This is a genomic window from Microcella sp., assembly GCF_030645145.1.
In the GTDB taxonomy this organism is placed as follows: Bacteria; Actinomycetota; Actinomycetes; order Actinomycetales; family Microbacteriaceae; genus Microcella.
In genome coordinates this window covers 21,472-44,489 of record NZ_JAUSMI010000027.1, presented here as the reverse complement: position 1 = coordinate 44,489, position 23,018 = coordinate 21,472, and the positions used below count along the sequence as shown (strand labels likewise).

At 70.8% G+C, this 23,018-nt stretch carries 25 protein-coding genes; 15 read left to right on the top strand and 10 right to left on the bottom strand.

Annotation, left to right across the window (positions count from 1 at the left end):
- Positions 1-1,119, top strand: a 1,119-nt coding sequence (locus Q7T15_RS01765; RefSeq protein WP_304692664.1) for a dihydrolipoamide acetyltransferase family protein, incomplete at its 5' end; no start/stop codon positions are given.
- On the opposite strand, the gene Q7T15_RS01760 is transcribed toward Q7T15_RS01765, so the two are convergent.
- Positions 1,116-1,610 (bottom strand): nitroreductase/quinone reductase family protein, encoded by a 495-nt coding sequence (locus Q7T15_RS01760; RefSeq protein WP_304692662.1) that lies wholly within the window; start codon positions 1,608-1,610, stop codon positions 1,116-1,118. The genes Q7T15_RS01765 and Q7T15_RS01760 overlap by 4 nt on opposite strands.
- 326 nt (positions 1,611-1,936) lie before the next feature.
- Here Q7T15_RS01760 and Q7T15_RS01755 point away from each other — a divergent pair, with 326 nt between their 5' ends.
- The 9 genes from Q7T15_RS01755 to Q7T15_RS01715 all read left to right on the top strand — a co-directional run bounded on the left by Q7T15_RS01755 (position 1,937) and on the right by Q7T15_RS01715 (position 8,761).
- On the top strand, positions 1,937-2,950 hold the full coding sequence (locus Q7T15_RS01755; RefSeq protein WP_304692660.1) for a metal ABC transporter solute-binding protein, Zn/Mn family: 1,014 nt from the start codon (positions 1,937-1,939) through the stop codon (positions 2,948-2,950).
- Positions 2,899-3,765: a metal ABC transporter ATP-binding protein gene (locus tag Q7T15_RS01750; protein ID WP_370689077.1), complete on the top strand. Its 867-nt coding sequence runs from the start codon at positions 2,899-2,901 to the stop codon at positions 3,763-3,765. The genes Q7T15_RS01755 and Q7T15_RS01750 overlap by 52 nt, the downstream gene beginning before the upstream one ends.
- Positions 3,762-4,631 carry a metal ABC transporter permease gene (locus Q7T15_RS01745; RefSeq protein WP_304692656.1) on the top strand — a complete coding sequence of 290 codons (870 nt, stop codon included), beginning with the start codon at positions 3,762-3,764 and terminating at the stop codon, positions 4,629-4,631. Before Q7T15_RS01750 ends, Q7T15_RS01745 begins: the two co-directional genes overlap by 4 nt.
- Positions 4,628-5,032 (top strand): Fur family transcriptional regulator, encoded by a 405-nt coding sequence (locus tag Q7T15_RS01740; protein ID WP_304692654.1) that lies wholly within the window; start codon positions 4,628-4,630, stop codon positions 5,030-5,032. Before Q7T15_RS01745 ends, Q7T15_RS01740 begins: the two co-directional genes overlap by 4 nt.
- 152 nt (positions 5,033-5,184) lie before the next feature.
- On the top strand, positions 5,185-5,421 hold the full coding sequence (rpmB, locus tag Q7T15_RS01735) for a 50S ribosomal protein L28 (protein WP_055857759.1): 237 nt from the start codon (positions 5,185-5,187) through the stop codon (positions 5,419-5,421).
- Positions 5,421-5,588, top strand: coding sequence for a 50S ribosomal protein L33 (gene rpmG, locus Q7T15_RS01730; protein ID WP_055857761.1), 168 nt, complete (start codon positions 5,421-5,423; stop codon positions 5,586-5,588). The genes rpmB and rpmG overlap by 1 nt, the downstream gene beginning before the upstream one ends.
- A 3-nt stretch (positions 5,589-5,591) precedes the next feature.
- On the top strand, positions 5,592-5,897 hold the full coding sequence (gene rpsN, locus Q7T15_RS01725) for a 30S ribosomal protein S14 (protein WP_304692646.1): 306 nt from the start codon (positions 5,592-5,594) through the stop codon (positions 5,895-5,897).
- A gap of 238 nt (positions 5,898-6,135) precedes the next feature.
- Complete coding sequence (locus tag Q7T15_RS01720; protein WP_304692643.1) at positions 6,136-6,408, top strand: HU family DNA-binding protein; 273 nt, start codon at positions 6,136-6,138, stop codon at positions 6,406-6,408.
- A gap of 322 nt (positions 6,409-6,730) precedes the next feature.
- Positions 6,731-8,761: a cytochrome c oxidase assembly protein gene (locus tag Q7T15_RS01715; protein WP_370689076.1), complete on the top strand. Its 2,031-nt coding sequence runs from the start codon at positions 6,731-6,733 to the stop codon at positions 8,759-8,761.
- Here the strand turns inward: Q7T15_RS01715 and Q7T15_RS01710 are convergent.
- The gene (locus Q7T15_RS01710) at positions 8,758-9,732 is read right to left on the bottom strand and encodes a hypothetical protein (protein WP_304692641.1); all 975 of its coding nucleotides are present in this window, start codon (positions 9,730-9,732) and stop codon (positions 8,758-8,760) included. The two genes, Q7T15_RS01715 and Q7T15_RS01710, sit on opposite strands and share 4 nt — an antisense overlap.
- A 57-nt stretch (positions 9,733-9,789) precedes the next feature.
- On the opposite strand from Q7T15_RS01710, the gene Q7T15_RS01705 reads away from it, so the two are divergent.
- On the top strand, positions 9,790-11,112 hold the full coding sequence (locus Q7T15_RS01705) for an ATP-dependent RecD-like DNA helicase (RefSeq protein ID WP_304692639.1): 1,323 nt from the start codon (positions 9,790-9,792) through the stop codon (positions 11,110-11,112).
- A gap of 24 nt (positions 11,113-11,136) precedes the next feature.
- Here the strand turns inward: Q7T15_RS01705 and Q7T15_RS01700 are convergent, their stop codons facing one another.
- Positions 11,137-12,189 carry a LacI family DNA-binding transcriptional regulator gene (locus Q7T15_RS01700; RefSeq protein ID WP_304692638.1) on the bottom strand — a complete coding sequence of 351 codons (1,053 nt, stop codon included), beginning with the start codon at positions 12,187-12,189 and terminating at the stop codon, positions 11,137-11,139.
- Between the two features lie 151 nt (positions 12,190-12,340).
- On the opposite strand from Q7T15_RS01700, the gene Q7T15_RS01695 reads away from it, so the two are divergent.
- From Q7T15_RS01695 to Q7T15_RS01680, 4 genes are all read left to right on the top strand, one after another.
- Positions 12,341-13,615, top strand: a complete 1,275-nt coding sequence (locus Q7T15_RS01695) for an extracellular solute-binding protein (protein ID WP_304692635.1) — start codon at positions 12,341-12,343, stop codon at positions 13,613-13,615.
- Between the two features lie 107 nt (positions 13,616-13,722).
- Positions 13,723-14,817 carry a carbohydrate ABC transporter permease gene (locus Q7T15_RS01690; protein ID WP_304692633.1) on the top strand — a complete coding sequence of 365 codons (1,095 nt, stop codon included), beginning with the start codon at positions 13,723-13,725 and terminating at the stop codon, positions 14,815-14,817.
- 5 nt (positions 14,818-14,822) lie between these two features.
- Positions 14,823-15,722 carry a carbohydrate ABC transporter permease gene (locus tag Q7T15_RS01685; protein WP_304692631.1) on the top strand — a complete coding sequence of 300 codons (900 nt, stop codon included), beginning with the start codon at positions 14,823-14,825 and terminating at the stop codon, positions 15,720-15,722.
- Positions 15,723-15,730: 8 nt separating this feature from the next.
- Entirely contained in the window at positions 15,731-16,675 is a 945-nt protein-coding gene (locus Q7T15_RS01680; protein ID WP_304692629.1) for a glycosyl hydrolase family 32, read from the top strand.
- 6 nt (positions 16,676-16,681) lie between these two features.
- Here the strand turns inward: Q7T15_RS01680 and Q7T15_RS01675 are convergent, their stop codons facing one another.
- The 7 genes from Q7T15_RS01675 to Q7T15_RS01645 all read right to left on the bottom strand — a co-directional run bounded on the left by Q7T15_RS01675 (position 16,682) and on the right by Q7T15_RS01645 (position 23,009).
- The gene (locus tag Q7T15_RS01675) at positions 16,682-17,305 is read right to left on the bottom strand and encodes a hypothetical protein (RefSeq protein ID WP_304692627.1); all 624 of its coding nucleotides are present in this window, start codon (positions 17,303-17,305) and stop codon (positions 16,682-16,684) included.
- 122 nt (positions 17,306-17,427) lie between these two features.
- Positions 17,428-18,600 carry an N-acetylglucosamine-6-phosphate deacetylase gene (gene nagA / locus Q7T15_RS01670; protein ID WP_304692625.1) on the bottom strand — a complete coding sequence of 391 codons (1,173 nt, stop codon included), beginning with the start codon at positions 18,598-18,600 and terminating at the stop codon, positions 17,428-17,430.
- A complete protein-coding gene (locus Q7T15_RS01665) occupies positions 18,601-19,386 on the bottom strand; it encodes a DeoR/GlpR family DNA-binding transcription regulator (protein WP_304692623.1) in 786 nt (261 codons plus the stop codon).
- Positions 19,383-20,234: a class II fructose-bisphosphate aldolase gene (locus Q7T15_RS01660; RefSeq protein WP_304692668.1), complete on the bottom strand. Its 852-nt coding sequence runs from the start codon at positions 20,232-20,234 to the stop codon at positions 19,383-19,385. The genes Q7T15_RS01665 and Q7T15_RS01660 overlap by 4 nt, the downstream gene beginning before the upstream one ends.
- Positions 20,231-21,193, bottom strand: coding sequence for a 1-phosphofructokinase family hexose kinase (locus tag Q7T15_RS01655; protein WP_304692621.1), 963 nt, complete (start codon positions 21,191-21,193; stop codon positions 20,231-20,233). The genes Q7T15_RS01660 and Q7T15_RS01655 overlap by 4 nt, the downstream gene beginning before the upstream one ends.
- Positions 21,190-22,137, bottom strand: a complete 948-nt coding sequence (locus tag Q7T15_RS01650) for an ROK family protein (RefSeq protein WP_304692619.1) — start codon at positions 22,135-22,137, stop codon at positions 21,190-21,192. Before Q7T15_RS01650 ends, Q7T15_RS01655 begins: the two co-directional genes overlap by 4 nt.
- A gap of 2 nt (positions 22,138-22,139) precedes the next feature.
- A complete protein-coding gene (locus tag Q7T15_RS01645; protein WP_370689078.1) occupies positions 22,140-23,009 on the bottom strand; it encodes an SIS domain-containing protein in 870 nt (289 codons plus the stop codon).
- Positions 23,010-23,018: the final 9 nt, after the last annotated feature.

The window sequence follows — 23,018 nt, the reverse complement described above, 5'->3', positions numbered from 1 at the left end:
GCGACCGCGCTGCCCACCGCGCAGGAGGCCACGGCCGCCGACTTCTCGAGCGCCGCGGCCGACACGGCGGAGAGCATCGACCACGACGAGAAGCCGGGAGCCGTGCTCGTCGGCTACGGCGCCAAGGGTCACGTGGCATCGCGGCGCCGGCGCGCGGGTTCGGGCGGTGACGCCGGCGGGCGCCACGAGGGCGACGCCGCGACGAGCGCCGTGGCATCCCGCCCCGCCCCCTCGCCCTTCGTGCCCGCCGCGTCGGCCGGGCCCGTCATCGCGAAGCCGCCGATCCGGAAGCTCGCGAAGGATCTCGGGGTCGACCTCCAGACCGTGCAGCCGACCGGCCTCGCGGGCGAGATCACGCGCGACGACGTAATCCGGCAGGCGTCGCAGGCGAGCGTCTTCCGGAACATCCAGACGCCCGAGTGGCCCGAGGTGCGCGAGGAGCGCATCCCCGTCAAGGGCGTGCGGAAGGCGATCGCCCAGGCGATGGTGCGCAGCGCGTTCGCCGCGCCCCACGTCGGCCTCTTCGTCGACGTCGACGCGACCCGCACGATGGAGTTCGTCAAGCGCCTCAAGGCGAGCCCCGACTTCGCGGGCATCAAGGTCTCGCCGATGCTCATCATGGCCAAGGCGATGATCTGGGCCGTGCGCCGCAACCCGATGGTCAACTCGACGTGGACGGACGAGGAGATCATCGTCCACCACTTCGTCAACTTCGGGTTCGCCGCCGCGACGCCGCGCGGGCTCGTCGTCCCGAACGTCAAGAACGCCCAGGCGATGAGCCTGCGCGAGCTCGCCCAGGCGATCGAGCAGCTCACGATCACCGCGCGCGACGGCCGCCTGCAGCCCGCCGACATGGCTGACGGCACGATCACGGTCACGAACATCGGCGTCTTCGGCATGGACACCGGAACGCCCATCCTCAATCCGGGCGAGGTCGCGATCGTCGCCCTCGGCACGATCAAGCAGAAGCCGTGGGTCGTCGACGGCGAGGTGCGCCCGCGCTTCGTGACGACGCTCGGCGCCTCGTTCGATCACCGCGTCGTCGACGGGGATGTCGCGAGCCGCTTCCTCGCGGACGTCGCCTCCGTGATCGAGGAGCCGGCGCTCCTGCTCGACTAGGTCGAGGCGCCGGGTCGGGCCTCCGACGGGCCCGCGGGCTCGCGCGTCGGGTCGGGCTCGAGCACCACGAGCGGGATGACCCGCCGCGTCTTCCGCTGGTAGGCGGCGTACCCGCTGTAGGCGCGCACGGCGAGCGGCCAGAGCCGGGCCCGCTCCGCGTCGGTCGCGGTTCGCGCGCGATAAGGCCGCGGCTCACCGCCCTCCGCCGACGCGACGCCCACCTCGGGGTCGGCGACGAGGTTGAGGTACCACGACGGCATGAGGTCGTCGCCGCCGCGCGAGGCCACGACCACGAGGGTCTCCCCCGTCTCGGTCGTCTCGACGACGGGCACGGTGAGGATGGCCCGGCGCTCCGCGCCGGACTTCCGGCCGCGCGTGACGAGCTCGATGACGCGCATGCGCCCGAGCGAGGCCCCGACCCGTCCGCCGGAGAGGCGCAGCACGGCGCGGTGGAGCCCGGTCATCGCGAGCATCGCGAGGCGATTCGACATGAGGTGCAGGCTATCCGCGCCGCCGGGGAGCACGCCGAGCCCGCCCCGCCCTCCTGCTCGCCCGGTTGGCAGGGCCTCCACCGGCCAGGGGTGATCGGCCCGGCCTTCCGGCGACGGCGGCGCCGGCGACTGTGTGCACGTTCTCCGGAGTTCTGGCGCGTGCGCCAGTCACATCCGCGGCGTTCCGCGTCGCCGTCGCCAGAACTCCGGAGAAGTGACACGCATGCTCACCAGGCCCGAGCGGAGTCGAGCGAGCGCCGTCTCCCGAGCGATCCTTATTGAGAATGGTTTTGACAACGGTTCTCAGTAAGCCGTAGCATCGGCTCATGCCCGCGCTCTCCCGCTCCGTCCCCGCTCTCGTCCTCGCCTCCGCGACCGGCCTCGCCCTCACGGGCTGCGCCGCCCCGGCCGACCCCGCGGCCTCGACCGACGGGCTCTCGATCGTGGCCTCGACGAACGTCTACGGCGACATCGCCTCGAGCATCGCCGGCGACCTCGCGACGGTGACGAGCATCATCGACTCCCCCGCGCAGGACCCGCACAGCTACGAGGCCAGTGCGCAGGACCAGCTCGCGATCGCGAATGCGGACCTCGTGATCGAGAACGGAGGCGGTTACGACCCGTTCATCGACATCCTCGTCGAGGGCTCGGAGACGGGCGCCGTCGTCATCACCGCCGCGACCCTCGCGGGCATCGACGACGACCACGGTCACGGCGACGACGATCACGCCGAGGAGGAGGGCGAGGAGCACTCCGAGGAGGAGGCCGCCGAGGGGGAGGCGGCCGAGGACGACGGCCACGGCCACGTCGAGGGCGTCAACGAGCACGTCTGGTACGACCTCCACATCATGGAGCAGGTCGCCGAGGCGATCGCGACCGAGCTCGCCGAGCTCGACGCCGACAACGCCGCGGCCTACGAGGAGAACCTCGCCGCGTGGATGGAGGAGCTCGAGGCCCTCGAGGGCGAGCTCGAGGCCGCCGCCGAGCAGCTCGGCGGCGGCACCGTCGCGAGCACCGAGCCCGTGCCCTACTACCTGCTCGCCGAGCTCGGCTTCGACGACGAGACCCCCGCGGAGTTCTCCGAGGCGATCGAGGAGGGCGCCGACGTGCCCCCGCTCGCGCTGCAGCAGACGCTCGACCTCGTCGCCTCGGACGAGCTCGTGCTGCTCGCCTACAACGACCAGACGGCGAGCCCCGAGACCGAGCGCGTGCGCGAGGCCGCCGAGGAGGCCGGGATCCCGGTCGTCTCGTTCGTCGAAACCCTGCCGGACGGGGAAGACTACGTGTCATGGATGCGCGCGAACATCGAGGCGGTCGTCGGAGCACTGAGCCCGGCGTGACGCGCGACCCATCGTCGACCGACCCCGCCCCGGTGCTGAGCATCCGGGGCGGGGCTCTTCGCTTCGGCCCGCGGACCCTGTGGAGCGGGCTCGACCTCGACGTCCGCGCGGGCGAGTTCATCGCGGTGCTCGGCGCGAACGGCACGGGCAAGACGAGTCTGCTCAAGGCCATGCTCGGCGAGCAGCGGCTCGCGTCCGGCGAGGTGCTCGTGGACGGGCATCCGGCGCATCGGGGTCACCGCGGCATCGGGTACATCCCGCAGCAGAAGATCGTCGCGCCGGGCACGCCGCTGCGCGGGCGCGATCTCGTCATGCTCGGCGTCAACGGCCGCCGCTACGGCCCGCCGATCACGTCGCGCGCCGACCGTCAGAAAGTGGATGCCCTGCTCGCCTCCGTCGGGGCGACCCACTACGCAGACCAGCCCCTCGGCAGCCTCTCCGGTGGCGAGCAGCAGCGGCTGCGCGTGGCCCAGTCGCTCGCCGACGACCCCGCGCTCCTGCTGTGCGACGAGCCGCTCATGAGCCTCGACCTGCAGCACCAGAGGGGGGTGAGCGAGCTCATCGATGCGCGCCGCCGGGATCACGGCACCGCGGTCGTGTTCGTCACCCACGACGTGAACCCCGTGCTGAGCATGGTCGATCGCGTCCTCTACCTGGCCCAGGGCGCCTTCACGATCGGCACGCCCGACGAGGTGCTGCGCAGCGACGTGCTGAGCGGGCTGTACGGCACGCCCGTCGATGTCATCCGCACGCACGGTCGCGTCGTCGTGGTCGGCACGCCCGACGGCGATCATCATCACGAGGTGGTCGCATGATCTCGGTGGACTGGGCGACGTACACGCAGCTCCTCGCGCTCGTGCAGAACTCGATCATCGCCGCGGCGGTGCTCGGCATCGTCGGCGGGCTCATCGGCGTCTTCGTGATGCAGCGCGACATGGCGTTCGCGGTGCACGGCATCAGCGAGCTGTCGTTCGCGGGCGCGGCGGCGGCGCTCCTGCTCGGCGTCAACGTCGTCGCGGGGTCGATCCTCGGGTCGCTCATCGCGGCGGGCATCATCGGCGTCCTCGGCGCGCGCGCCCGCGATCGCAACTCGATCATCGGCGTGCTCATGCCGTTCGGCCTCGGGCTCGGCATCCTCTTCCTCGCCCTGTACCCGGGCCGCAGCGGGAACAAGTTCGGCCTGCTGACGGGGCAGATCATCAGTGTCGACCTGCCGCAGCTCGGGCTGCTCATGGGCATCAGCGCGCTCGTGCTCGTGTCGCTCCTCGTCATCTGGCGCCCGCTGACCTTCGACAGCCTCGACGCCGAGGTCGCGAGCGCCCGCGGGGTCCCGGGTCGCGCGCTGAGCATCGTGTTCATGATCCTGCTGGGCCTCGCCGTCGCGGTGTCGATCCAGGTGATCGGCGCGCTCCTGGTCCTCGCCCTGCTCGTCACGCCGGCGGCGGCGGCGCTGCGGGTGTCGGCCTCGCCCGTCCTCGTGCCGCTGCTGAGCATGGCGTTCGGTCTCGTCTCCGCCGTCGGAGGAATCCTGCTCGCGCTCGGCGGCTCGCTGCCGATCAGCCCGTACATTACGACGATCTCGTTCGCGATCTACCTCGTCTGCCGTCTCATCGAGCGCCGGGTGAGGGGCGGCGCGAGCCGTCGCCCGCGCGTGCCGGCCGTCGCCGAGGTGGCGCGATGAAGCGCAACACGTGGCAGAAGGAGGCCGTGCGTTCGGCGCTCGGCGACGCGGGCGGCTTCGTGAGCGCGCAGGCGCTGCACGCGAGCCTGCGCGAGTCGGGCTCGACGATCGCCCTCGCGACCGTGTATCGGGCGCTCACGGGCCTCACCGACGAGGGCGAGGCCGACAGCCTGCAGCAGGAGGGCGAGGTCCTCTACCGGGCCTGCACCCCGGGCACCCACCACCATCACCTGATCTGCCGGCGCTGCGGCACGACCGTCGAGATCGAGGCGCAGCCGGTCGAGGAGTGGGCGCGCCGCACGGCCGCCGAGCACGGCTTCACGCGCGCCGAGCACGTCGTCGACATCTTCGGCGTGTGCGCGCGCTGCTCCGACTTGGTCGATCGGGCATCCAGGCCGTAAGCTGGGCGATTGTGTCGGGCGATCATTCGCCCTTCCTGTGCGCTCTCCGCCCCGTTCACCCGCTACTCGAACGGATCAGGCGGTGTCAGCGTGCCGACAAGTGACCTTGGGTGCGGCGCTCGCCGCACGGTAGCCGAATATTTGGAGGAACCATGGCAGCCGTCTGCCAGGTGACCGGAGCCGTTCCCGGCTTCGGGCACAACATCTCGCACTCGCACCGACGCACCAAGCGCCGGTTCGACCCGAACATCCAGAAGAAGACGTACTTCGTGCCGTCGCTTCGCCGTAACGTCACGCTGACCCTGTCGGCGAAGGGCATCAAGGTCATCGACGCCCGCGGCATCGAGTCCGTGGTCAAGGATCTCCTGGCCCGTGGGGAGAAGATCTAATGGCCAAGCAGCAGGACGTCCGTCCCATCATCAAGCTCCGGTCGACCGCGGGCACCGGGTACACCTACGTGACTCGCAAGAACCGCCGCAACGACCCCGACCGTCTCGTGCTCAAGAAGTACGACCCGGTCATCCGCAAGCACGTCGAATTCCGCGAGGAGCGCTAAGAAATGGCGAAGAAGAGCAAGATCGCGCGCAACGAGCAGCGCAAGGTCATCGTCGAGCGCTACGCCGCGAAGCGCCTCGAGCTGAAGAAGGCCCTGGTCGACCCGGCCGGCACCGACGAGTCGCGCGAGGCCGCGCGCCAGGGGCTGCAGAAGCTGCCCCGCGACGCCTCGCCCGTCCGCGTCCGCAACCGCGACGCCGTCGACGGCCGTCCCCGCGGTCACCTCAAGCAGTACGGCATCTCGCGCGTCCGCTTCCGCGACATGGCGCACCGCGGCGAGCTGCCCGGCATCACGAAGTCGAGCTGGTAACCGGCTCACCCGCCGCATCGTCGGCAGCGGAAGGCGTCCCGTTCTCGGGGCGCCTTTCGTGCTTTTCCCAGCCAGGAGGGCCGGATCGGGCCCGAAACGCCGAAAACGACGACGAATCAACGCCCCGAACCGCGAATGAGCCCGGAAACACGCGGGACTGGTGCTAGTTTCGAGGCGGTTCGCGGCCATCCCCTGGTCACGGATCGTTCCACCGAACTTGACGTCCGAGGAGGACACCATGAACCGTTCCGAGCTCGTCGCCGCCGTGGCCGCTGAGTCGGGCCTGAGCCAGGCTGACGTCAACCGTGTCGTCGACGGCCTGTTCTCGGTCCTGTCCGACGCCGTGGGCAAGGGCACCAAGGTCTCGATCCCGGGCTGGCTCTCGGTCGAGCGCACCGCTCGCGCCGCCCGCCAGGGCCGCAACCCCCAGACCGGCGAGACGATCCAGATCGCCGCGTCGAACGGCGTGAAGATCAGCGCCGGCAGCAAGCTGAAGGCTGCCGCCAAGTAGTTCGACCCTCACCGGTCTCGCAGACGGGGACGATCCTTCGGGGTCGTCCCCGTCTTCGCATTCCGCAGGCGCATTTCGGGGGCGATTCCCGCGCAGCGCTACCGGTCCGCTCGTCCCGCCCGCCCGCCCGCTCGTCCCGCCCGCTCGCTCCCAATCCCCACCGTCTCTGACGTCTATCGGTCACTCGTTGCGCCCGCGACACCGATCGGCGGCAACAACTGACCGATGGACGCGCCGCAGCGCCGTCGGCACCGCGTGTTCGAGGGGCGGATACCCGTCCCGCCGTCATCGCCGCCCCAGGATGCTCGCCTACCCTTGAGGCGTGACCTCGACCCGCCCGGCGCCCCGCTCTACGGCGCCCGCGCGCGAGTCGACGGGCATTTCGCCCTGGGGCGCTCTCGGCCTCGCCTCGCTGCTGACGACCGCGGTGCTGACCCTCGTCGTCGCGCTCGCGCTCGGCGGCGGAGCCGATGCTCCGCTCGTCGCCGACCCGGGGCCCGTCGTCCGATACGGACTCCCCGTCGCCAAGCTCGTCCTCACCCTCGCGGCCGCCGCCACGATCGGCGGCCTGCTGCTCGCCCTCATCGCGCTCGCGCCCGGGCGCCCCGAGCATCACCGCGCGCTCGACATCGCCGCCGGCGCGGCGGGGCTCTGGACCCTCGCCTCCGCGGTCGCGGGCTTCCTCACCTTCCTCAGCGTCTTCCTCGAGCCGATCGCCCTCGACGAGCGCTTCGGCCGGCTGCTCGCGACGTTCTTCGGCGAGACCGACATCGGCCGCGCCTGGCTCTGGACGACCGTCATGGCCGCGACCGTCACAGTGCTGTGCTTCGCGGCCCGCTCGCAGGCCGTGCTCGCGTTCGTCGGGCTGCTCGCCGTCGCGACCCTGTGGCCGGTCGCGCAGCAGGGCCACGCGGGCGGCACCGCCGATCACGACGCGGCCGTCACGGCCGTCTACCTGCACTCGGTCTTCGCCGCCGTCTGGGTCGGCGGGCTGCTGACCCTCGTGCTCCTGCGCCGCGAGCTCGGCGACCGGCTGCCCGTCGTCCTCGCGCGCTACTCGACGCTCGCCCTCATCGCCTTCGTCGTCGTCGCCGCCTCGGGGCTCGTGAGCGCGCAGCTGCGCGTCGGCGGGCTCGAGGGTCTCGCGAGCGGCTACGGCGCGATCCTCATCGGCAAGGTCGTGGCGCTCGTCGCCCTCGGCGGGTTCGGGGCGGCGTACCGGCGGGTTCTCATCGGTCGCGTCGTGCGCGAGAAGACGCCCCGGGCATCCTTCTGGGCGATCGTGGTCGTCGAACTCGCGGTCATGGGCATCGCGAGCGGGCTCGCGACGGCGCTCGCGCGCACGCCCTCTCCGGTTCCCGAGGTGCCCGTCGATCAGCTCGCCGACCCGTCGCCCGCCGAGTGGCTCACGGGCGCGCCGCTGCCGCCGCCGTTCGAGCCGTGGCGCGTGCTCACGGAGTGGGACCTCAACCTGCTGTGGGCGCTGCTCGCCGCGTTCGGCACGTTCTTCTACGTCGCCGGCGTGCTGCGCCTGCACCGCCGCGGCGACCGCTGGCCCGTGCACCGGTCGATCCTGTGGGTGGCGGGCATGGTCGCGCTGCTCATCGTCACGAGCAGCGGCATCGCGGTGTACGAGCGCTACCTGTTCAGCGTGCACATGCTCGGGCACATGATGCTGAGCATGGGCATCCCGGTGCTGCTCGTGCTCGCGGCGCCCGTGACGCTCGCGGCGCGCGCGATCCACGTGCGGAAGGACGGCTCGAGCGGGCCGCGTGAGTGGATCCTCGCGATCGTGCACTCGCGCTTCGCGTCGATCGTCGGCCACCCGATCGTCGCCTCGGTGATCTTCGCGGTCTCGCTGCTCGTCTTCTACTACTCGCCGCTGTTCTCGTGGGCCGTGAGCGACCACCTCGGCCACCAGTGGATGATCCTGCACTTCCTGCTGAGCGGCTACTTCTTCGTCAACGCGCTCATCGGAGTCGACCCCGCGCCGTACCGGCCGCCGTACCCGGTGCGGCTCATGATCCTGCTCGCGACGATGGCCTTCCACGCCTTCTTCGGGCTCTCGCTCATCACGGGCACGAGCCTGCTGCTGCCGGAGTGGTTCGGCGCGATGGGCCGCGAGTGGGGCGACACCCCGATCGCGGATCAGATCCGCGGCGGCGAGATCGCGTGGAGCGTCGGCGAGATCCCGACCCTCGCCCTCGCCATCCTCGTCGCGGTGATGTGGAGCCGCGACGACTCGCGCGAGTCCAAGCGCCGCGACCGGCAGGCCGATCGTGACGACGACGCCGAGCTCAAGGCCTACAACGCGATGCTCGCCCAGCGCGCGACCCGCGACGAGTCGCGCTAGCCGACTTCGTCCTCCGGCGGCGCGATCGCGATCGTCGCCCCATCGTCGTCGAGCGCGACGGTGCCGCGCACGATCGCGACGGCCGCCTCATCGCGATACTCGATCACCCCGTCGATGAGCCGCTGAACGCGCAGTGCGACGCGCACGGTCACGCCGCCCTCGATCGCCCACTCGCCCGCGCTCGCGCCCGGCACGAGCGACACGACGGGCGGCACGCTCACCCGCCACTGCGGCGGATCGACGAGCCGGTCGGGCACCGCGATGCCGAACGGGCAGCCCGCCGGCTGCAGCACGCGCTGCGCGACGCACTCGGCGAGGAACGCCTCGACCTCGCGCTCGACGGCCCGCTGCAGCCGCGGTGACGGCGCGACCTCCACGACGAGCGCTCCGGCGGCGGATGCCGCGCCGAAGCGCGCGCGCACCGTCGCGCCGTCGAGGTACGGGCTCGCGATCCCGGCCTCGAGTCGCGCCGGGATGAAGCCGACGACCCGCACGGCCCCGCCCGCGCGCTCGGCCGAGCGCGGCATCCCGTTCACCACCACCTCGTCGTGGCGGTCGGCGGCGACGGCGACCTCGGCGAGGGGCGGCTCGCTCAGCACCCAGCGCGTGAACGGACCGAACGGCGCGGCCTCGAGCTCGAACGTCACGGGGACGACGTCGACGCCGCGCTCGCCGAAGCGCGCCGTGACGATGCGGGTGCGCGGGCCGAGCTCGACGACGTCGACGACCTCGGCGACGTCGGCCGTGCCCGCGTCGCCGAGGGGCATGCCGCCGAGCCGGTCGAGGTCGTCGGCGTCGAGACCCGCGAGCGCGGCGGCCGTCGCGAGGTCGTCGGAGGCGAGCGCGGCGAGGTAGTCGCGGACGGTGCGCTCCGGGCTCGTCGCGTCGGCGACCGCGGCCGCGATCGCGAGCCCCGCGATCGCGACGGAGGCGGCGATGATCCCTCCCCAGAGCATCCCTCGCCTCGCCATGCGCATCAGCCTAGGTGCGGGCGGGATGCCCGCCTCGGGCGCAGTACCCTGGCTGGCATGCCCGATCGACCCGACGGCGGCCTCGCCGCAGAGCAGCGGGCCGTGCTCGAGCTCATCGAGTCGACGCGCGACCACGTCTTCGTCACGGGGCGCGCCGGCACGGGCAAGTCGACGCTGCTGCAGGCGTTCCTCGACGCGACCGACCGCACCGTCATCGTCTGCGCGCCGACGGGCGTCGCGGCGCTCAACGTCGGCGGGCAGACGATCCACTCGCTGTTCCGGCTGCCGATCGGGCTCATCGCCGACCAGGAGCTCGAGAGCCCGCCGCAGCTCGCGCGCCTCCTCGGCGAGGTCGACACGATCGTCATCGACGAGATCTCGATGGTGAGCGCCGACCTCATGGATGCGATCGATCGCCGCCTGCGCCAGTCGCGCCGCCGCCCGCACGAGCCTTTCGGCGGCGCGCAGGTCGTGCTCTTCGGCGACCCGTACCAGCTCGCGCCCGTGCCGGGCCGCGACGAGGGCGAGCGCGCCTACTACGCCGACCACTACCGCTCGATGTGGTTCTTCGACGCGAAGGTGTGGCGCGAGGCCGACCTTCGCATCGTCGAGCTGCAGACCATCCACCGCCAGCAGGACGAGGCCTTCCGCGCGATGCTCTCGGCCGTCCGCCACGGGGAGGTCACACCGGAGATCGGGCGCGCCCTCAACGAGGCCGGCGCGCGCCCCGCCCCGGCGGAGGGCATCCTGACCCTCGCGACGACGAATGCGACCGTCACGCGCATCAATACGGATGCCCTGCGCCGCCTGCCCGGAGCCCCGAAGACCGCGCGCGCCGACATCGCGGGCGAGTTCGGCGGGCGCGGCGGCTACCCCGCCGACGAGACCCTCGAGCTGAAGATCGGCGCGCAGGTCATGTTCCTGCGCAACGACACGGGCGGCGACGGGACCCCGCGCTGGGTCAACGGCACTCTCGGCACGGTCGAGCGCATCGGAAAGACGGTGTGGGTCGAGGTCGACGGCGAGAGCTTCGAGGTGCTGCCGGCGGTGTGGGAGAAGTACCGCTACACGTACTCGGCGGCGACGAAGCGCGTGACGAAGGACGTCGTGGCGGAGTTCACGCAGTTCCCGCTGCGGCTCGCGTGGGCCGTGACGATCCACAAGTCGCAGGGCTCGACGTACGACCAGGCGATCGTCGACCTCGGACCGCGCGCGTTCGCGCCCGGGCAGGCGTACGTGGCGCTGTCGCGCATCCGGTCGATCGAGGGCCTCTACCTGACGCGCGGGCTGCGGCCGAGTGACGTCATCGTCGACGCCGACGTGCGGCGCTTCATGGCCGACGTCGATCCGGCCATCGGGCGCGCGATCGCCTCGGCGTGAGCCTCGGCGTGCGGCGCTCTGCCGTCAGCGGGCCTCGGGCCGCCTGACCGATTCGCGCTCGCGCAGCGGCATCGCGATGCGGTGCACGCCCGGTTCGGCGTTCTCGTCGAGCAGCAGGCGCACGGCCGTCTCGCCCATCTCGACGTAGGGCAGCGCGGCGGTCGTGAGCCCCGGGCGCAGACTCGTCGAGATCTCGTCGTCGTCGAACGACACGACCGAGAGATCGATGCCCACGCGCAGGCCCGCCTCCTGGCAGGCCTGGTAGATGCCGAAGGCGAGGCGGTCGTTGAGGGCGACGGCCCCGCGCACCTCGCCTGGGCTCTCGCGCAGGTGATGAGACATGAGCGCGTAGCCGGCGTCGACCGTCCAGTGCCGCGCCGGAAGCTCGGTCCACGATGCGACGCCGCCGGATCGCAGCTCCGAGCGGATCGTCGCGAGGCGATCGCCGATCGTCACCGACACTCGGGGATCGGTCTCGAGCTCGCGGTCGGCGCCGACGACGATGATGCCCTCGCGGTCGCCCGAGGCGAGCAGCGCCTGCACGACCGAGCGCGCGCCCTCGACCTCGGCGGGCAGCACCGAGGGATGCTCGGGCGGGCCGAGGCAGTTGAGGAACACGAGCGGCAGAGAGGCGGGCACGTCGGGGCGCTCGATGAGGCGTGTGCCCATCTCGGCGACGATGAGCCCGTCGATCTGCCGGTCGAGCAGGGCGGCCAGGGCGTGGCCCTGGTCGAGGGCGGCGCTCGCCGGGGTCGAGTCGACGTTGCGCTCGGTGATGAGCAGCGTCTGCTCGTGGGCGTTCGCCTCGTGCAGGGCGCCTGAGATCATGCCCATCGCGAAGCGGGTGATGGTGACGTCGTGCGAGAGGAAGCCGATGCTCTCGCTCTGCTTCGTGCGCAACGAGCGCGCGGTGCGATTGGGGCGGTAGCCGAGCTCGCGGGCGATGCGCGCCACGCGCTCGACGGTCTCGGTCGAGAGCCGACCGCCTTCGGGGTCGTTGAGCGCGAAGCTCACCGCCGTCTTCGACACGCCCGCGGCCGCAGCGACCTCCGCTTGCGTCACACGCCGAGCCGCCATGCCGCCCCTCCCCGCCGCGAGCACCGGTGCGTTATCGGAACGTTACCCGGCTCGCTTGCCCCTTCACTCTAGAGCACGTACTGTGCATCTAAACCGATTTACTAAATCGAAACAGAGATCGGTTCACTGGCCACCATCCAAGGAGAAAACAATGAAGTTCTCGAAGCCGGGCGCGAGCGTCGCTCTCGTCGCCGTCGCCTCTCTGGCCCTCTCGGCCTGCTCGTCCCCCGGCGCCTCGTCGTCGGGGCCCGTCGACGTCTCGCTGTGGACGCACGCCGCGGGCAACCCTGCCGAGATCGCGCTCATCGAAGAGCTCACGACGGCCTTCAACGAATCGCAGAGCGAGTACGCGGTGTCGATCGAAGACCTTCCGCAGGCCTCGTACAACGACGCGATCGTCGGAGCCGCCGCGGCCGGCGACCTGCCGTGCATCCTCGACGTCGACGGTCCCGTCATGCCCGCTTGGGCGTACGCGGGCTACCTCGCGCCGCTCACGGTCGACTCCGCCGTGGAGGAGTCGCTCATCGGCGGCGTCAAGGGCTACTACGACGACACCCTCTACTCGGTCGGGCTCTACGACGCCGCGACCGCGATCGTGACGCGCGAGTCGATCTTGTCGGAGTTCGGAATCCGCGTGCCGACCGTCGACGAGCCCTGGACGGGCGAGGAGTTCGACGCCGCTCTCGCGACGCTGCAGAGCTCGGGCGAGTTCGAGAACGCCCTCGACATGGGCACCGGATGGACGGGGGAGTGGTACCCCTACGCCTTCAGCCCGTTCCTGCAGTCCTTCGGCGGCGACCTCATCGATCGCGACTCGTTCGAGACCGCCGAGGGCGTGCTCAACGGGCCGGAGGCGATCGCCTGGGGCGAGTGGTGGCAGGGGCTCTTCGAGCAGGGCTACGTGAGCACGAAGGAGAGCGCCGACCGCGAGCGCTTCGCCGAGGGCACGGTGGCGATGCAGTTCAACGGCATCTGGGCCGCCAAGACCGCCGCCGACACCTTCGACGACGTGCTGTTCCTGCCGACGCCCGACTTCGGCGCCGGTGCGAAGATCGGCGCCGCATCCTGGCAGTGGGGCATCTCGTCGGCGTGCGAGAACCCCGAAGCCGCTCAGGCGTGGATCGACTTCGCCCTGCAGAAGGAATGGCTCGTGCGCTTCAGCAACGAGACCGGGAACATCCCGGCGACCGCCGAGGCCGCGGCCGAGTCCGATCTCTTCCAGCCCGGCAGCCCCTACCTGCAGTTCGTCGAGAACAGCGCGACCCTGGCCCTCATCCGCCCGGCGACTCCCGCCTACCCGGTGATCGCGAAGGTCTTCGAGAAGGCCGCTGCCGACATCATGAACGGCGCCGACGTGCAGCGCGCGCTCGACGCCGCGGTCGACGAGATCAACGCCGATCTCGCCGCCAACAACTACTACGAGTAGTCCCGCACGGCTCGGGGGCGGTCGGCACAGGCCGCCCCCGAGCCCAGCCCGCGGCCTCCGCGCCGCCCCCTCGACTCCCGACCCCGTCGTCGACTGGAGACACCGTCATGGACACCACCAGGCCCCCGCGCGCCGGCGCGCACCGCACGCGTCGCGCCGAGGCCCGATTCGGCCTCGCGGCGATCGCCCCCGCCGCCCTGCTGCTGCTGATCTTCCTCGTCATCCCGACGCTGCTGGCCTTCGCCCTGTCATTCACCAACGCGAAGCTCATCGCGCAGGGCGCCCCCGAGTTCGTCGGCATCCAGAACTTCCAGCGCCTCCTCGGCGTCGAGATCGCCACCGTCGACGTCGAGCGCGATGCGAGCGGCGCGATCGAGCGTGGCGACGACGGCGAGCCCGTCTACCCCTCGGCGCGCGAGCTGCAGGCCGAAGCCGATCCGGTGCTCAAGAAGTCCGAACTGGGCAGCTGGCAGTCGGGCGACGCCTCGAGCAAGACCTACCTGCTCGTCGGCGACCCGATCTTCTGGAAGGCCCTGCTCAACACGTTCCTGTTCGTCATCGTCGTCGTCCCCGTGCAAGCGGGGCTCGCTCTGGCCCTCGCGCTCTTCGTCAATCTGCGCATGCGCGGCAGCAACCTCTTCCGCACCGTGATCTTCATCCCCGTCGTGACCTCGATGGTCGTCGTGTCGATCCTGTGGCTGTTCATGTACCAGCGCGACGGTCTGATCAACCAAGTGCTCGCCTCGGTGATCCCGGGCTACGAGTTCGTTGACTGGCTCGCGAACCCGCAGACGGCGCTGCCGTCGATCATCGTCATGTCGATCTGGCAAGCGGTCGGGTTCCACATGATCATCTGGCTCTCGGGCCTGCAGACGATCCCCGGCGAGCTCTACGAGGCAGCGCGACTCGATGGCGCGGGAGCCTGGAGGCGCTTCACGAGCGTCACTTGGCCGGGGCTGCGTCACACGGCGGTGTTCGTGCTCATCACGATCACGATCGCCGCGCTCGGTCTTTTCGTGCAGATCAACGTCATGACGCAGGGCGGTCCGCTCGACTCGACCCAGACCCTCGTCTTCCACGCCTTCACCGCCGGGTACGGCAAGCAGCAGATGGGGTACGGCTCGGCGATCGCCGTCGTGTTCTTCGTGCTCGTGCTGACGATCTCGCTCATCCAACGGCGCCTGACTCGAGAGAAGGACTGATCGCGATGACCCTTAGACCCCTCGGCGCACTGCACCGCCGGCTCTGGCTGCCCGTCGTCTACTGGGCCGTCGGCGCGCTGCTGCTCATGGCGTTCTCGTTCCCCATGGTGTTCATGGCGGTGTCGTCGCTCAAACCCGACGACCAGATCTTCCTCGACCTCAAGACCATGAACGCCTTCCTGCCGACCGGCGATGTCTCGCTCGACAACTACGTCGGAGTCTTCGCGCGCGTGCCCGTCGCGCAGTTCCTGCTCAACTCGGCGTTCACCTCGGCGCTCGTGGTCGGCCTCGGCCTCGTCGTCAACAGCCTCGCGGGCTTCGCGCTCACGCGGGTTCGGTGGCGCGGTCAGACCGTCGTGCTCGGCCTGCTCATCGCGACACTCATCGTGCCCTTCGAGACGATCGCGATCCCCATGGTGTTCCTCGTCTCGCGACTGCCCTGGTTCTCGATCGACTCGGCGGGGCTGCAGTTCCAAGAGGGGCTCATGAACACCTACGCGGTGCAGATCCTGCCCTTCGTGGCGAACGCCTTCTCGATCTTCCTGTTCGCGCAGTACTTCAAGTCGATCCCGCGCGAACTCGACGAGGCGGCGATGGTCGACGGGGCGAGTTGGTGGCGGGTCTACCGCACCATCGTCATGCCGCTCGCCGGCCCCGTCGTCGCGACCGCCGCCATCCTGACCTTCCTGCCCGTCTGGAACGCTTACCTCTGGCCCATCATGACGGTGCAGAAGGAGGATCTGCGCCCGATCCAGGTGGGGCTGCAGTACTTCTTCCAAGAGAACGTCGAGTGGGGCCAGATCATGGCCTACACGACGATCATCACCCTGCCCGTGCTCGTCATGTTCCTGCTGTTCCAACGCGCGTTCGTCGCGTCGATCGCCTCATCCGGCGTGAAAGGCTGACCCCCTCCATGGCTCTTCGACTTCCCGACAAATGGATCTGGGACTCGTGGTACGTCTTCGACGGCACTCGCCACCACGCCTTCTACCTGCACGCCAGTCGCGCGCTCGGCGACCCCGAGCGGCGGCACCGCCACCCCATCGTCGGCCACGCCGTGTCAGACGACCTCGTCACGTGGACCGTCGTTCGCGACGCGCTCATCGTGAGCGAGTCGCCCGCCTTCGACAGCTACACGACCTGGACGGGCTCAGTCGTGCGCGACGACGACGGCGTGTGGTGGATGTTCTACACCGGGACGAGCCGCGAGGACGGCGGAGACGTGCAGTCGATCGGCGCCGCACGATCGACCGACCTCGAGACCTGGACGAAGGTGTCGACCGAGGCGCTCGTGACGGCCGACCCGCGTCACTACGAGCGCCTCGATCTAGAGCTCTGGCATGACGAGGCGTGGCGCGACCCCTGGGTGTTCCGCTTCGCCGACGAGAGCACGTGGCACATGCTGATCACCGCGCGCGCGAACGCCGGAGACCCGCGTTCGCGAGGAGTCATGGGCCACGCCACCTCGGACGACCTCCTGAACTGGACCGTGCAGCCGCCGCTCTCGCCGCCCGGGCAGGGTTTCGGGCAGCTCGAGGTCTTCCAGTTCGAGATCGTCGACGGCGTGCCGATCGTGCTCTTCTGCTGCGGGTGGCGCGAGTACGCGCCCGACCGGCTCGAGCGCGAGGGCCGTGTGTCGGGAACGTTCTCGGTGGTCTGCGGCGAGCGGCTCGACGATCTCGACTTCACGCGGGCCGAGCGCTTCGACGAGATCTACGCGGGCCGACTCGTGCACGACCCGGTCTCGGGCTGGCATCTCATCGGCTTCATCGACCACGTCGACGGCGAGTTCGTCGGCGAGCTGTGCGATCCGATTCCCGTGACCGCCGACCCGGTGCGGGGGCTCGTGCGGCGATAGAGCGGGTCAGGGCCGGCCATGGCCCTCATGTCCGGCGGTGATGCGCGGCCCTGCTGGTTCCGCCTCGGAGTCGATCGCGGCGGGCTCGACGAGGGGTGCGGTCGCGTCGGCATCCGGCGGGATGCGCGACGCGGCGACGGCGGATCCCGTGATCGCGGCGGCGACGAGCACGCCGAGCGCGATCGCGAGGGCCGGCCGCGCGTGGGTCGCCGGCCGCGCGCCGGAGGAGCGGCGGGCATCCGCATCGAATCCCTCGGCCGACGCGCCGGCCATGCGCAGTCGGCGCGAGGCGGCGCCGGCGACGAGCGCGCCGCCGAGGGTGAGCGCCGCTGCGCCCAGCAGAGCGGGCCGCGTGAGCGCGGCGACGAGATCGGGGCGCTCGAGCAGATCGGCGATCGTGAGCGCGCCCGTCGGCACGGCGAGCGGCACCAAGAGCAGGGCGGCGAGCGCCGCGGGCCGGGTGCCGAGCGCGCTGCGCGCCACGAGGGCAACGCCGGCAGCCTCGGCGATGCCGAGAGCGCCGAGCAGCAGCGCGGCGGGTGCCGCGACGCCGCTCGCCGCGACCGCCAGATGCACGATGCTCGCACCGAGCAGGGCGAGAGCGACGAAAGCGCGCTGCGACGAGGTCATGCACGGCATTCGGTGCGGACGGCGCAACCGCTCGCTCCGGGGCGCGCGGCGCGCCACCGGTCGACGCGCGGCCCAGTCGGCCCCGCGAACCACACGCCGATGGGGTCGCGGAACGCTTCTCGTCAGTCCAACACGGCGGAGAACAGTTGCGTGCCGGACGCCCAGACGCGATCCACTTCGAGGTCGTCCGTGAGCAGCACGGCGTCGGCGGCGAAGCCGGGCTCGAGGCGGCCCAACTCGGCGCCGCGGCCGATCGCCTTCGCCGGCACCGAGGTGAGGGCCGCGACGGCATCGACCAGAGCGATGCCGCAGTCGGCGACCGCACGACGGAGCGCTGCGTCCTGGGTCAGAGTCGACCCGGCGATCGAGCCGCCGTCCGCCACTCGCGCGACGCCGTCGTTGACGATCACATCGAGGGATCCGAGACGATAAGCGCCGTCGACGGAGCCGGCAGCGGCCATCGCGTCGGTGATCAGGGCGATCCGCCCCGAGGCGCTTGCGAAGGCGAGACTCACGACGGCGGGGTGCACGTGCACTCCGTCGTTGATGACCTCGAGCGTCACGTGCTCGCACTGCAAGGCCGCCAGCACCGGCCCTGGCGCACGATGATGGATGCCTCGCATTCCGTTGAAGGCATGGGTCAGCAGAGACGCTCCCGCATCGAAGGCTCGTCGCGCCGTGGCAAAGTCGGCACCGGTATGACCGACCGCGACGACGACGCCAGCATCGATGAAGTGTGCGATGGCCGATGCTGCTCCCGCATGCTCGGGTGCAATCGTCACTTGCCGCAGGACCCCGCCCGCGGCGGCGAGCAGCTCGTCGACGGCCCCGTCATCGGCGGCGCGTAGGAAGGCCGGGTCGTGCGCGCCTCGGAACTCCCGATCGAGGAAGGGGCCTTCGAGGTGCGCGCCGAGCACGCGCGGCTCGGTCGCCGCGACCTCAGCGATCGTCTCGAGGCGAGCAGCGAGTGCGTCGATGGGCGCTGTCACGAGCGAGAGGACCGAACGGGTGGTGCCATGAGCTCCGTGGAGGTCGAGAATCCGCTCGATAGCGAGCGAGCCATCCTCGACAGAGGCGCCGCCCCCGCCGTGGCAGTGGAGGTCGATGAAGCCCGGAACGAGCGTGCGACCCGAGCCGTCGATGACCGCGTCGCCCGGTCGGGTTTCGGCGCGCCACGCATCGTCGACGCCGCGCGACTGGATGCGCTGGCCCTCGAACCGCACCCAAGAGTCAGGCGTCGACCTGCCGTCGGAGATGACGCGGGCGGAGTGGATGACGGTAGTGGAGGAGTCCATCTACGCGATGATCACCTCGTAGCCGCTGTCGGAGAGCCTCTGACGCTGCTCGGCCGTCGCCGACGAGTCCGTGATGATCGTCGAGAACAGCCGGGGATGCCCGATCGCGGCGAACGCGCGCTTGTCGATCTTCGACGCATCGGCGACGAGCACCGCATGGGTCGCTCGAGATGCCATGAGCGCGTTCACCGCAGCCTCGCGCTCGTCATGCGACGTGGGCCCGACGACGGCGTCGATGCCGTTGACACCGATGAAGGCGAGGTCGAGCGTGACGCTGCCGAGCACCGCATCGACGTAGGCGCCTACGAGCTCGTACGAGCGTGCGTGCACGACTCCGCCGGTGACGACCGTCTTGATCTGCGGCCGCATCGCGAGCTGCATGGCGATGTTGACCGCATTGGTCACGACCGTGACGCTCGGTTCGGGCGACGGTTCCATGATGTCGGCGCGTGACATGAGCGCGCCCGCGATCGCCGTTGCCGTCGTACCACCGCAGAGTCCCACCACTGCTCCTCGGGGCACGAGAGCGCTCGCGGCGCGGGCGATCGCGGCCTTCGCTTCGGGGTTCTGCTGGTGCTTGTAGCGGATCGGCAGGTCGTAGGCGACCGAATGGGCGACCGCGCCTCCCCGCGTGCGGGTGAGAAGCTGCTGCTCGGCGAGCGCATCGAGGTCGCGGCGAGCGGTCGCCGGCGAGACGTCGAGGCGCTCGACGATCTGGTCGACTTCGACCTGCCCCGTCTCGGCGAGCAGGCCGAGCACGGCGCTGAGACGCTCGGCGCGATTCATCGGGTTCCCCTAGTGATCGAGGCGAAGACCGCGAGGAGGCGGGCGGCCTCCTCGCGCACCACTTCTCGGCCCGCTGAGATGTATGTTCGCGAGTCTACGGTGGCGGGGTTCCGATTCAGGTAAGCGCGTATCGCGCCCGTGAAACCGCTGTTGAGATGGGTCGACACATTGATCTTGGTGAGCCCCGCTCGAATGCCGCGCTGGATCATGTCGTCGGAGACGCCCGATGATCCGTGCAGCACGAGGGGAACGGGTACCGCATCAGCGAGCCTCGCCACGAGTGCGAGATCGATGGCCGCGACCCGCTCGGTCATGGCATGCGATGAACCGACCGCGACCGCCAGCGCGCCCACTCCGGTCTCGGCGACGAATCGCGCCGCCTCATCGGGATGAGTGCGCACCCCGGGAGCATGAGCCCCGTCCTTGCCGCCGATCTCGCCGAGCTCGGCCTCGACGAGCGCACCCGCGGCATCCGCCCGCTCCACCACGCGGCGCGTGACTGCCACGTTCTCGGCGAAGTCGAGCTTCGCGCCGTCGTACATCACCGATCCGAAGCCTCGGTCGATCGCCCGCAGCGCCAGTTCGGGGTCCTCGGCATGATCGAGGTGCACGGCCACTCGGGCCGTCGAAGCCTCGGCGATTGCGAGGGTCGCGAGTGCGATCGGCTCGAATCCGCCGTGATATCGAACGCAATTCTCGGAGAGCTGCAGGATGACCGGCAGGCCGGCATCCTCGGCGGCTCCGGCGAGCGCCTCGGCAGTCTCGAGGTGCACCACATTGAACGCGCCGATTCCGCGTCCGGCGGAGTGTGCCTCGTCGAGGAGCGTGCGGGTGGAGGTCAAAGTCATCGTCGTTCCTCGTCGATCGTAGTGATCTGAACCTCGTCGGCGAGTGCGACGTGGTCGGCGGAGATCTCTCCGGCGAGCGGCATGAGCACGGCGCCGGCCGACCACGCCGTCGCGCGGCGAGCGAGCTCGACACGGGCGGCGTCGGCAGCCGGCGAATCGGACCAGAGGTCGCCGCCGCCTGCGAGAGCGGTCGCGATAGCGGCGACCGCAGCGTCACCTGCGCCTGTCGCGTTTCCGCTCAGGGCTCGAGGCAATCGGGCCCGAACGGCGGCCCCTGCTTCCGCTACGACGAGCAGCCCGTCGGCGCCCAGCGAGATGAGCACGAGGCGCGCGCCGAGCCCGAGCAGGAATCGCGCGCCCTCCACCGGATCGTCGAGGCCGGTCGCCTCCGCGAGTTCGTGCTGGTTCGGCTTGAGAGCGTGGGCGCCAGCTCGGGCGGCCGCGAGTATTCCAGGCCCGCTCGTGTCGACCACGACCGGGATTCGGTCGGCCACGAGGAGGCTGACGAGCGACGCGAGTTCGTCGGCGCCGAATCCGAGCGGGAGGCTGCCGCAGATCGCGACCGCGCGCGCTGACGATCCGAGCTTCGCCGCGGTGGCGGCGAAGGCCGTCGACTCGTCGGCGGCGAGAGCTTCGCCGAGTTCGTTGAAGATGGTCGTGGTGCCATCGCCGGCGTCGACGATCGCGAGGCTCCGACGCGTGCGACCCCCCGTCGTGATGAGCCTGTGCGGCACGCCCGATTCGGTGAGGTCGTCTCGCAACTCGTCTCCGGTCGCGCCACCCGCCGTAGCGAGCACGAGAGCCTCGTGGCCCGTCTGGAGCAGCACCCGCGCGACGTTGAGGCCTTTGCCTCCTGCGCGGGAGGTGCCCGTGGGCATGCGGTGGGTGGTTCCCGGAGCGAGTCGCGAGACTCGCCAAGTGAGGTCGATCGCCGGGTTCGGCGTGACGGTGAGGATCATGCGAGTGCGCTCTCGCGCGCGATGAGCGCTGCGCCGAGAAGCCCCGCGTCGCCGCCGAGCTGGGCGGGCACCAGTCGAGGCCGGCGCTGGAAGCTCAGGCGCTCGTCTACCCGCGCGGCGAGCGGCGTGAAGAGCCGCTCGCCAGCGCGAGAGAGGCCGCCTCCGATCACGATCGCCTCCGGGGCGACCGTCGCGGCCAGTTGCGCGATCGCGAAGGCGAGGGCATCGATCGCGGAATCCCAGATCTCTCGCGCTAGAACATCGCCCGCCTCGGCGCGCGCCAGCACGTCGCGCGCTCCTGCGACCTGCTCGCCGCCGCTGCTCGCGTAACGGCGGGCGATGGCACCGGCCGATGCGATGGCCTCGAGGCAGCCGCGGCCGCCGCACACGCACACGGGGGTCTCCGCGACGGGAGAGTGCCCGACCTCTCCCGCGAATCCGCCGCCGAGGTGCGGTCGGCCGCCCAGGATGAGCGACCCGGCTATCCCCGTTCCGATGATGAGCACCACCACGTCGTCGAAGGAGCGCGCCGCTCCGAGTCGGTGCTCGGCCCAGCTCGCGGCGGTCACGTCGTGGTGGAATGCCACGGGGAGGCCGAGGGCTCGCGCGGCGAGCTCGCGCAGCGGAGCATCGCGCCATCCGAGATTGCTCGAGTACACCGCGACTCCTCGTTCCGAGTCGACGATGCCCGGAACGATCAGGCCGGCGGCCACGGGTCGGCTGTCGGGATGCGCCGAGACGAGGTCGGAGGCGAGTTCTGCGACGCGGCCGATGATCGCGATGGAGGTGCGATCGCCGTCGAGCGGCGTCGGCGTGCGGCTCAGTCCGAGCACGCGGCCTTCGCCGTCGACGAGCGCCGACTTCATATCAGTTCCGCCGACGTCGAAGGCGAGCACCACCTCGCCTGCGCCCAGAGGCAGCGCCGACGCCGTGGGCTTCGACATCGTTAGCCTCCGAGCACGACGGAGCGCGTCAGGTTGCGGGGCGCGTCGGCGTCGAGGCCGCGCGCGGACGCGCGTGCCAGGGCGACTCGCTGGGCGCGGACGAGTTCGGCCATCGGATCGACCGACCGGCACTCGAAGCGCGCTCCCGTGGCGAGCACGTCGCTCGCGAGCATGGCGGGCGGCTCGCCGAAGTGCCAGACGGTGCGACCGGGTGCGGCGATCGCGATCGGACCGTGCCGGTACTCCATGGCGGGGTAGGACTCCGTCCACGACTGTGAGGCCTCGCGCATCTTGAGGGCCGCCTCGTGGGCGAGGCCCACCGTCCACCCACGACCGAGGAACGTGAACTGATCCGATGCGACCAGCACGGGGTCGAGCTCCTCCAAGACCGCTTGGCGCGCGTCGGAGACCGCGTCGTCGAGGCTCTCGCCCAGAGAGGCCCGGAAGAGCGCGAGCGCCGTAGTCGCGAATCGCGTCTGCACGACCGATCGCTCGTCGGCGAAGGGCAGCGTCACGGCATCGTCGACGAGATCGACGAGGGGCGACTCGGGGTCGCCGATGACGCCCACCGTGCGCACGCGTCCGCGAAGGCGATCCATGAGTTCGAGCACCTCGGTCGTCGTTCCAGAGCGGGTGATCGCCACGACCGCGTCGTAATCCCGATCAACGAAGGCCTCCGAAGCCGCGAAGGCGTCCGTCTCGCCTCTTCCTCGCTGCTCGCGGAGCGACGCGTAGGCCTGGGCGATGAACCACGAGGTTCCGCAGCCGACCACCGCGATGCGGGTGCCGTGCCGCGGCAGCATTCCCTGCTCGCCGTGGAGCGATGCCGCGCAAGCCCAGATGTCGGGCTGGGAGGCGAGTTCCTCGGCCATGTGGGCCCC

Excerpts from the sequence above, each read along its gene's own strand:
- Q7T15_RS01645 (WP_370689078.1), bottom strand. The coding sequence starts at position 23,009 with ATGGCCGAGGAACTCGCCTCCCAGCCCGACATCTGGGCTTGCGCGGCA.
- Q7T15_RS01760 (WP_304692662.1), bottom strand. The coding sequence starts at position 1,610 with ATGTCGAATCGCCTCGCGATGCTCGCGATGACCGGGCTCCACCGCGCC.
- nagA (WP_304692625.1), bottom strand. The coding sequence starts at position 18,600 with ATGGACTCCTCCACTACCGTCATCCACTCCGCCCGCGTCATCTCCGAC.
- Q7T15_RS01690 (WP_304692633.1), top strand. The coding sequence starts at position 13,723 with ATGGACACCACCAGGCCCCCGCGCGCCGGCGCGCACCGCACGCGTCGC.
- Q7T15_RS01700 (WP_304692638.1), bottom strand. The coding sequence starts at position 12,189 with ATGGCGGCTCGGCGTGTGACGCAAGCGGAGGTCGCTGCGGCCGCGGGC.
- Q7T15_RS01695 (WP_304692635.1), top strand. The coding sequence starts at position 12,341 with ATGAAGTTCTCGAAGCCGGGCGCGAGCGTCGCTCTCGTCGCCGTCGCC.
- Q7T15_RS01660 (WP_304692668.1), bottom strand. The coding sequence starts at position 20,234 with ATGACTTTGACCTCCACCCGCACGCTCCTCGACGAGGCACACTCCGCC.
- Q7T15_RS01650 (WP_304692619.1), bottom strand. The coding sequence starts at position 22,137 with ATGTCGAAGCCCACGGCGTCGGCGCTGCCTCTGGGCGCAGGCGAGGTG.
- Q7T15_RS01745 (WP_304692656.1), top strand. The coding sequence starts at position 3,762 with ATGATCTCGGTGGACTGGGCGACGTACACGCAGCTCCTCGCGCTCGTG.
- Q7T15_RS01710 (WP_304692641.1), bottom strand. The coding sequence starts at position 9,732 with ATGGCGAGGCGAGGGATGCTCTGGGGAGGGATCATCGCCGCCTCCGTC.
- Q7T15_RS01720 (WP_304692643.1), top strand. The coding sequence starts at position 6,136 with ATGAACCGTTCCGAGCTCGTCGCCGCCGTGGCCGCTGAGTCGGGCCTG.
- Q7T15_RS01665 (WP_304692623.1), bottom strand. The coding sequence starts at position 19,386 with ATGAATCGCGCCGAGCGTCTCAGCGCCGTGCTCGGCCTGCTCGCCGAG.
- Q7T15_RS01685 (WP_304692631.1), top strand. The coding sequence starts at position 14,823 with ATGACCCTTAGACCCCTCGGCGCACTGCACCGCCGGCTCTGGCTGCCC.
- Q7T15_RS01655 (WP_304692621.1), bottom strand. The coding sequence starts at position 21,193 with ATGATCCTCACCGTCACGCCGAACCCGGCGATCGACCTCACTTGGCGA.
- rpsN (WP_304692646.1), top strand. The coding sequence starts at position 5,592 with ATGGCGAAGAAGAGCAAGATCGCGCGCAACGAGCAGCGCAAGGTCATC.
- Q7T15_RS01675 (WP_304692627.1), bottom strand. The coding sequence starts at position 17,305 with ATGACCTCGTCGCAGCGCGCTTTCGTCGCTCTCGCCCTGCTCGGTGCG.
- Q7T15_RS01750 (WP_370689077.1), top strand. The coding sequence starts at position 2,899 with ATGGATGCGCGCGAACATCGAGGCGGTCGTCGGAGCACTGAGCCCGGC.
- Q7T15_RS01680 (WP_304692629.1), top strand. The coding sequence starts at position 15,731 with ATGGCTCTTCGACTTCCCGACAAATGGATCTGGGACTCGTGGTACGTC.
- Q7T15_RS01755 (WP_304692660.1), top strand. The coding sequence starts at position 1,937 with ATGCCCGCGCTCTCCCGCTCCGTCCCCGCTCTCGTCCTCGCCTCCGCG.
- Q7T15_RS01705 (WP_304692639.1), top strand. The coding sequence starts at position 9,790 with ATGCCCGATCGACCCGACGGCGGCCTCGCCGCAGAGCAGCGGGCCGTG.
- rpmG (WP_055857761.1), top strand. The coding sequence starts at position 5,421 with ATGGCCAAGCAGCAGGACGTCCGTCCCATCATCAAGCTCCGGTCGACC.
- Q7T15_RS01740 (WP_304692654.1), top strand. The coding sequence starts at position 4,628 with ATGAAGCGCAACACGTGGCAGAAGGAGGCCGTGCGTTCGGCGCTCGGC.
- rpmB (WP_055857759.1), top strand. The coding sequence starts at position 5,185 with ATGGCAGCCGTCTGCCAGGTGACCGGAGCCGTTCCCGGCTTCGGGCAC.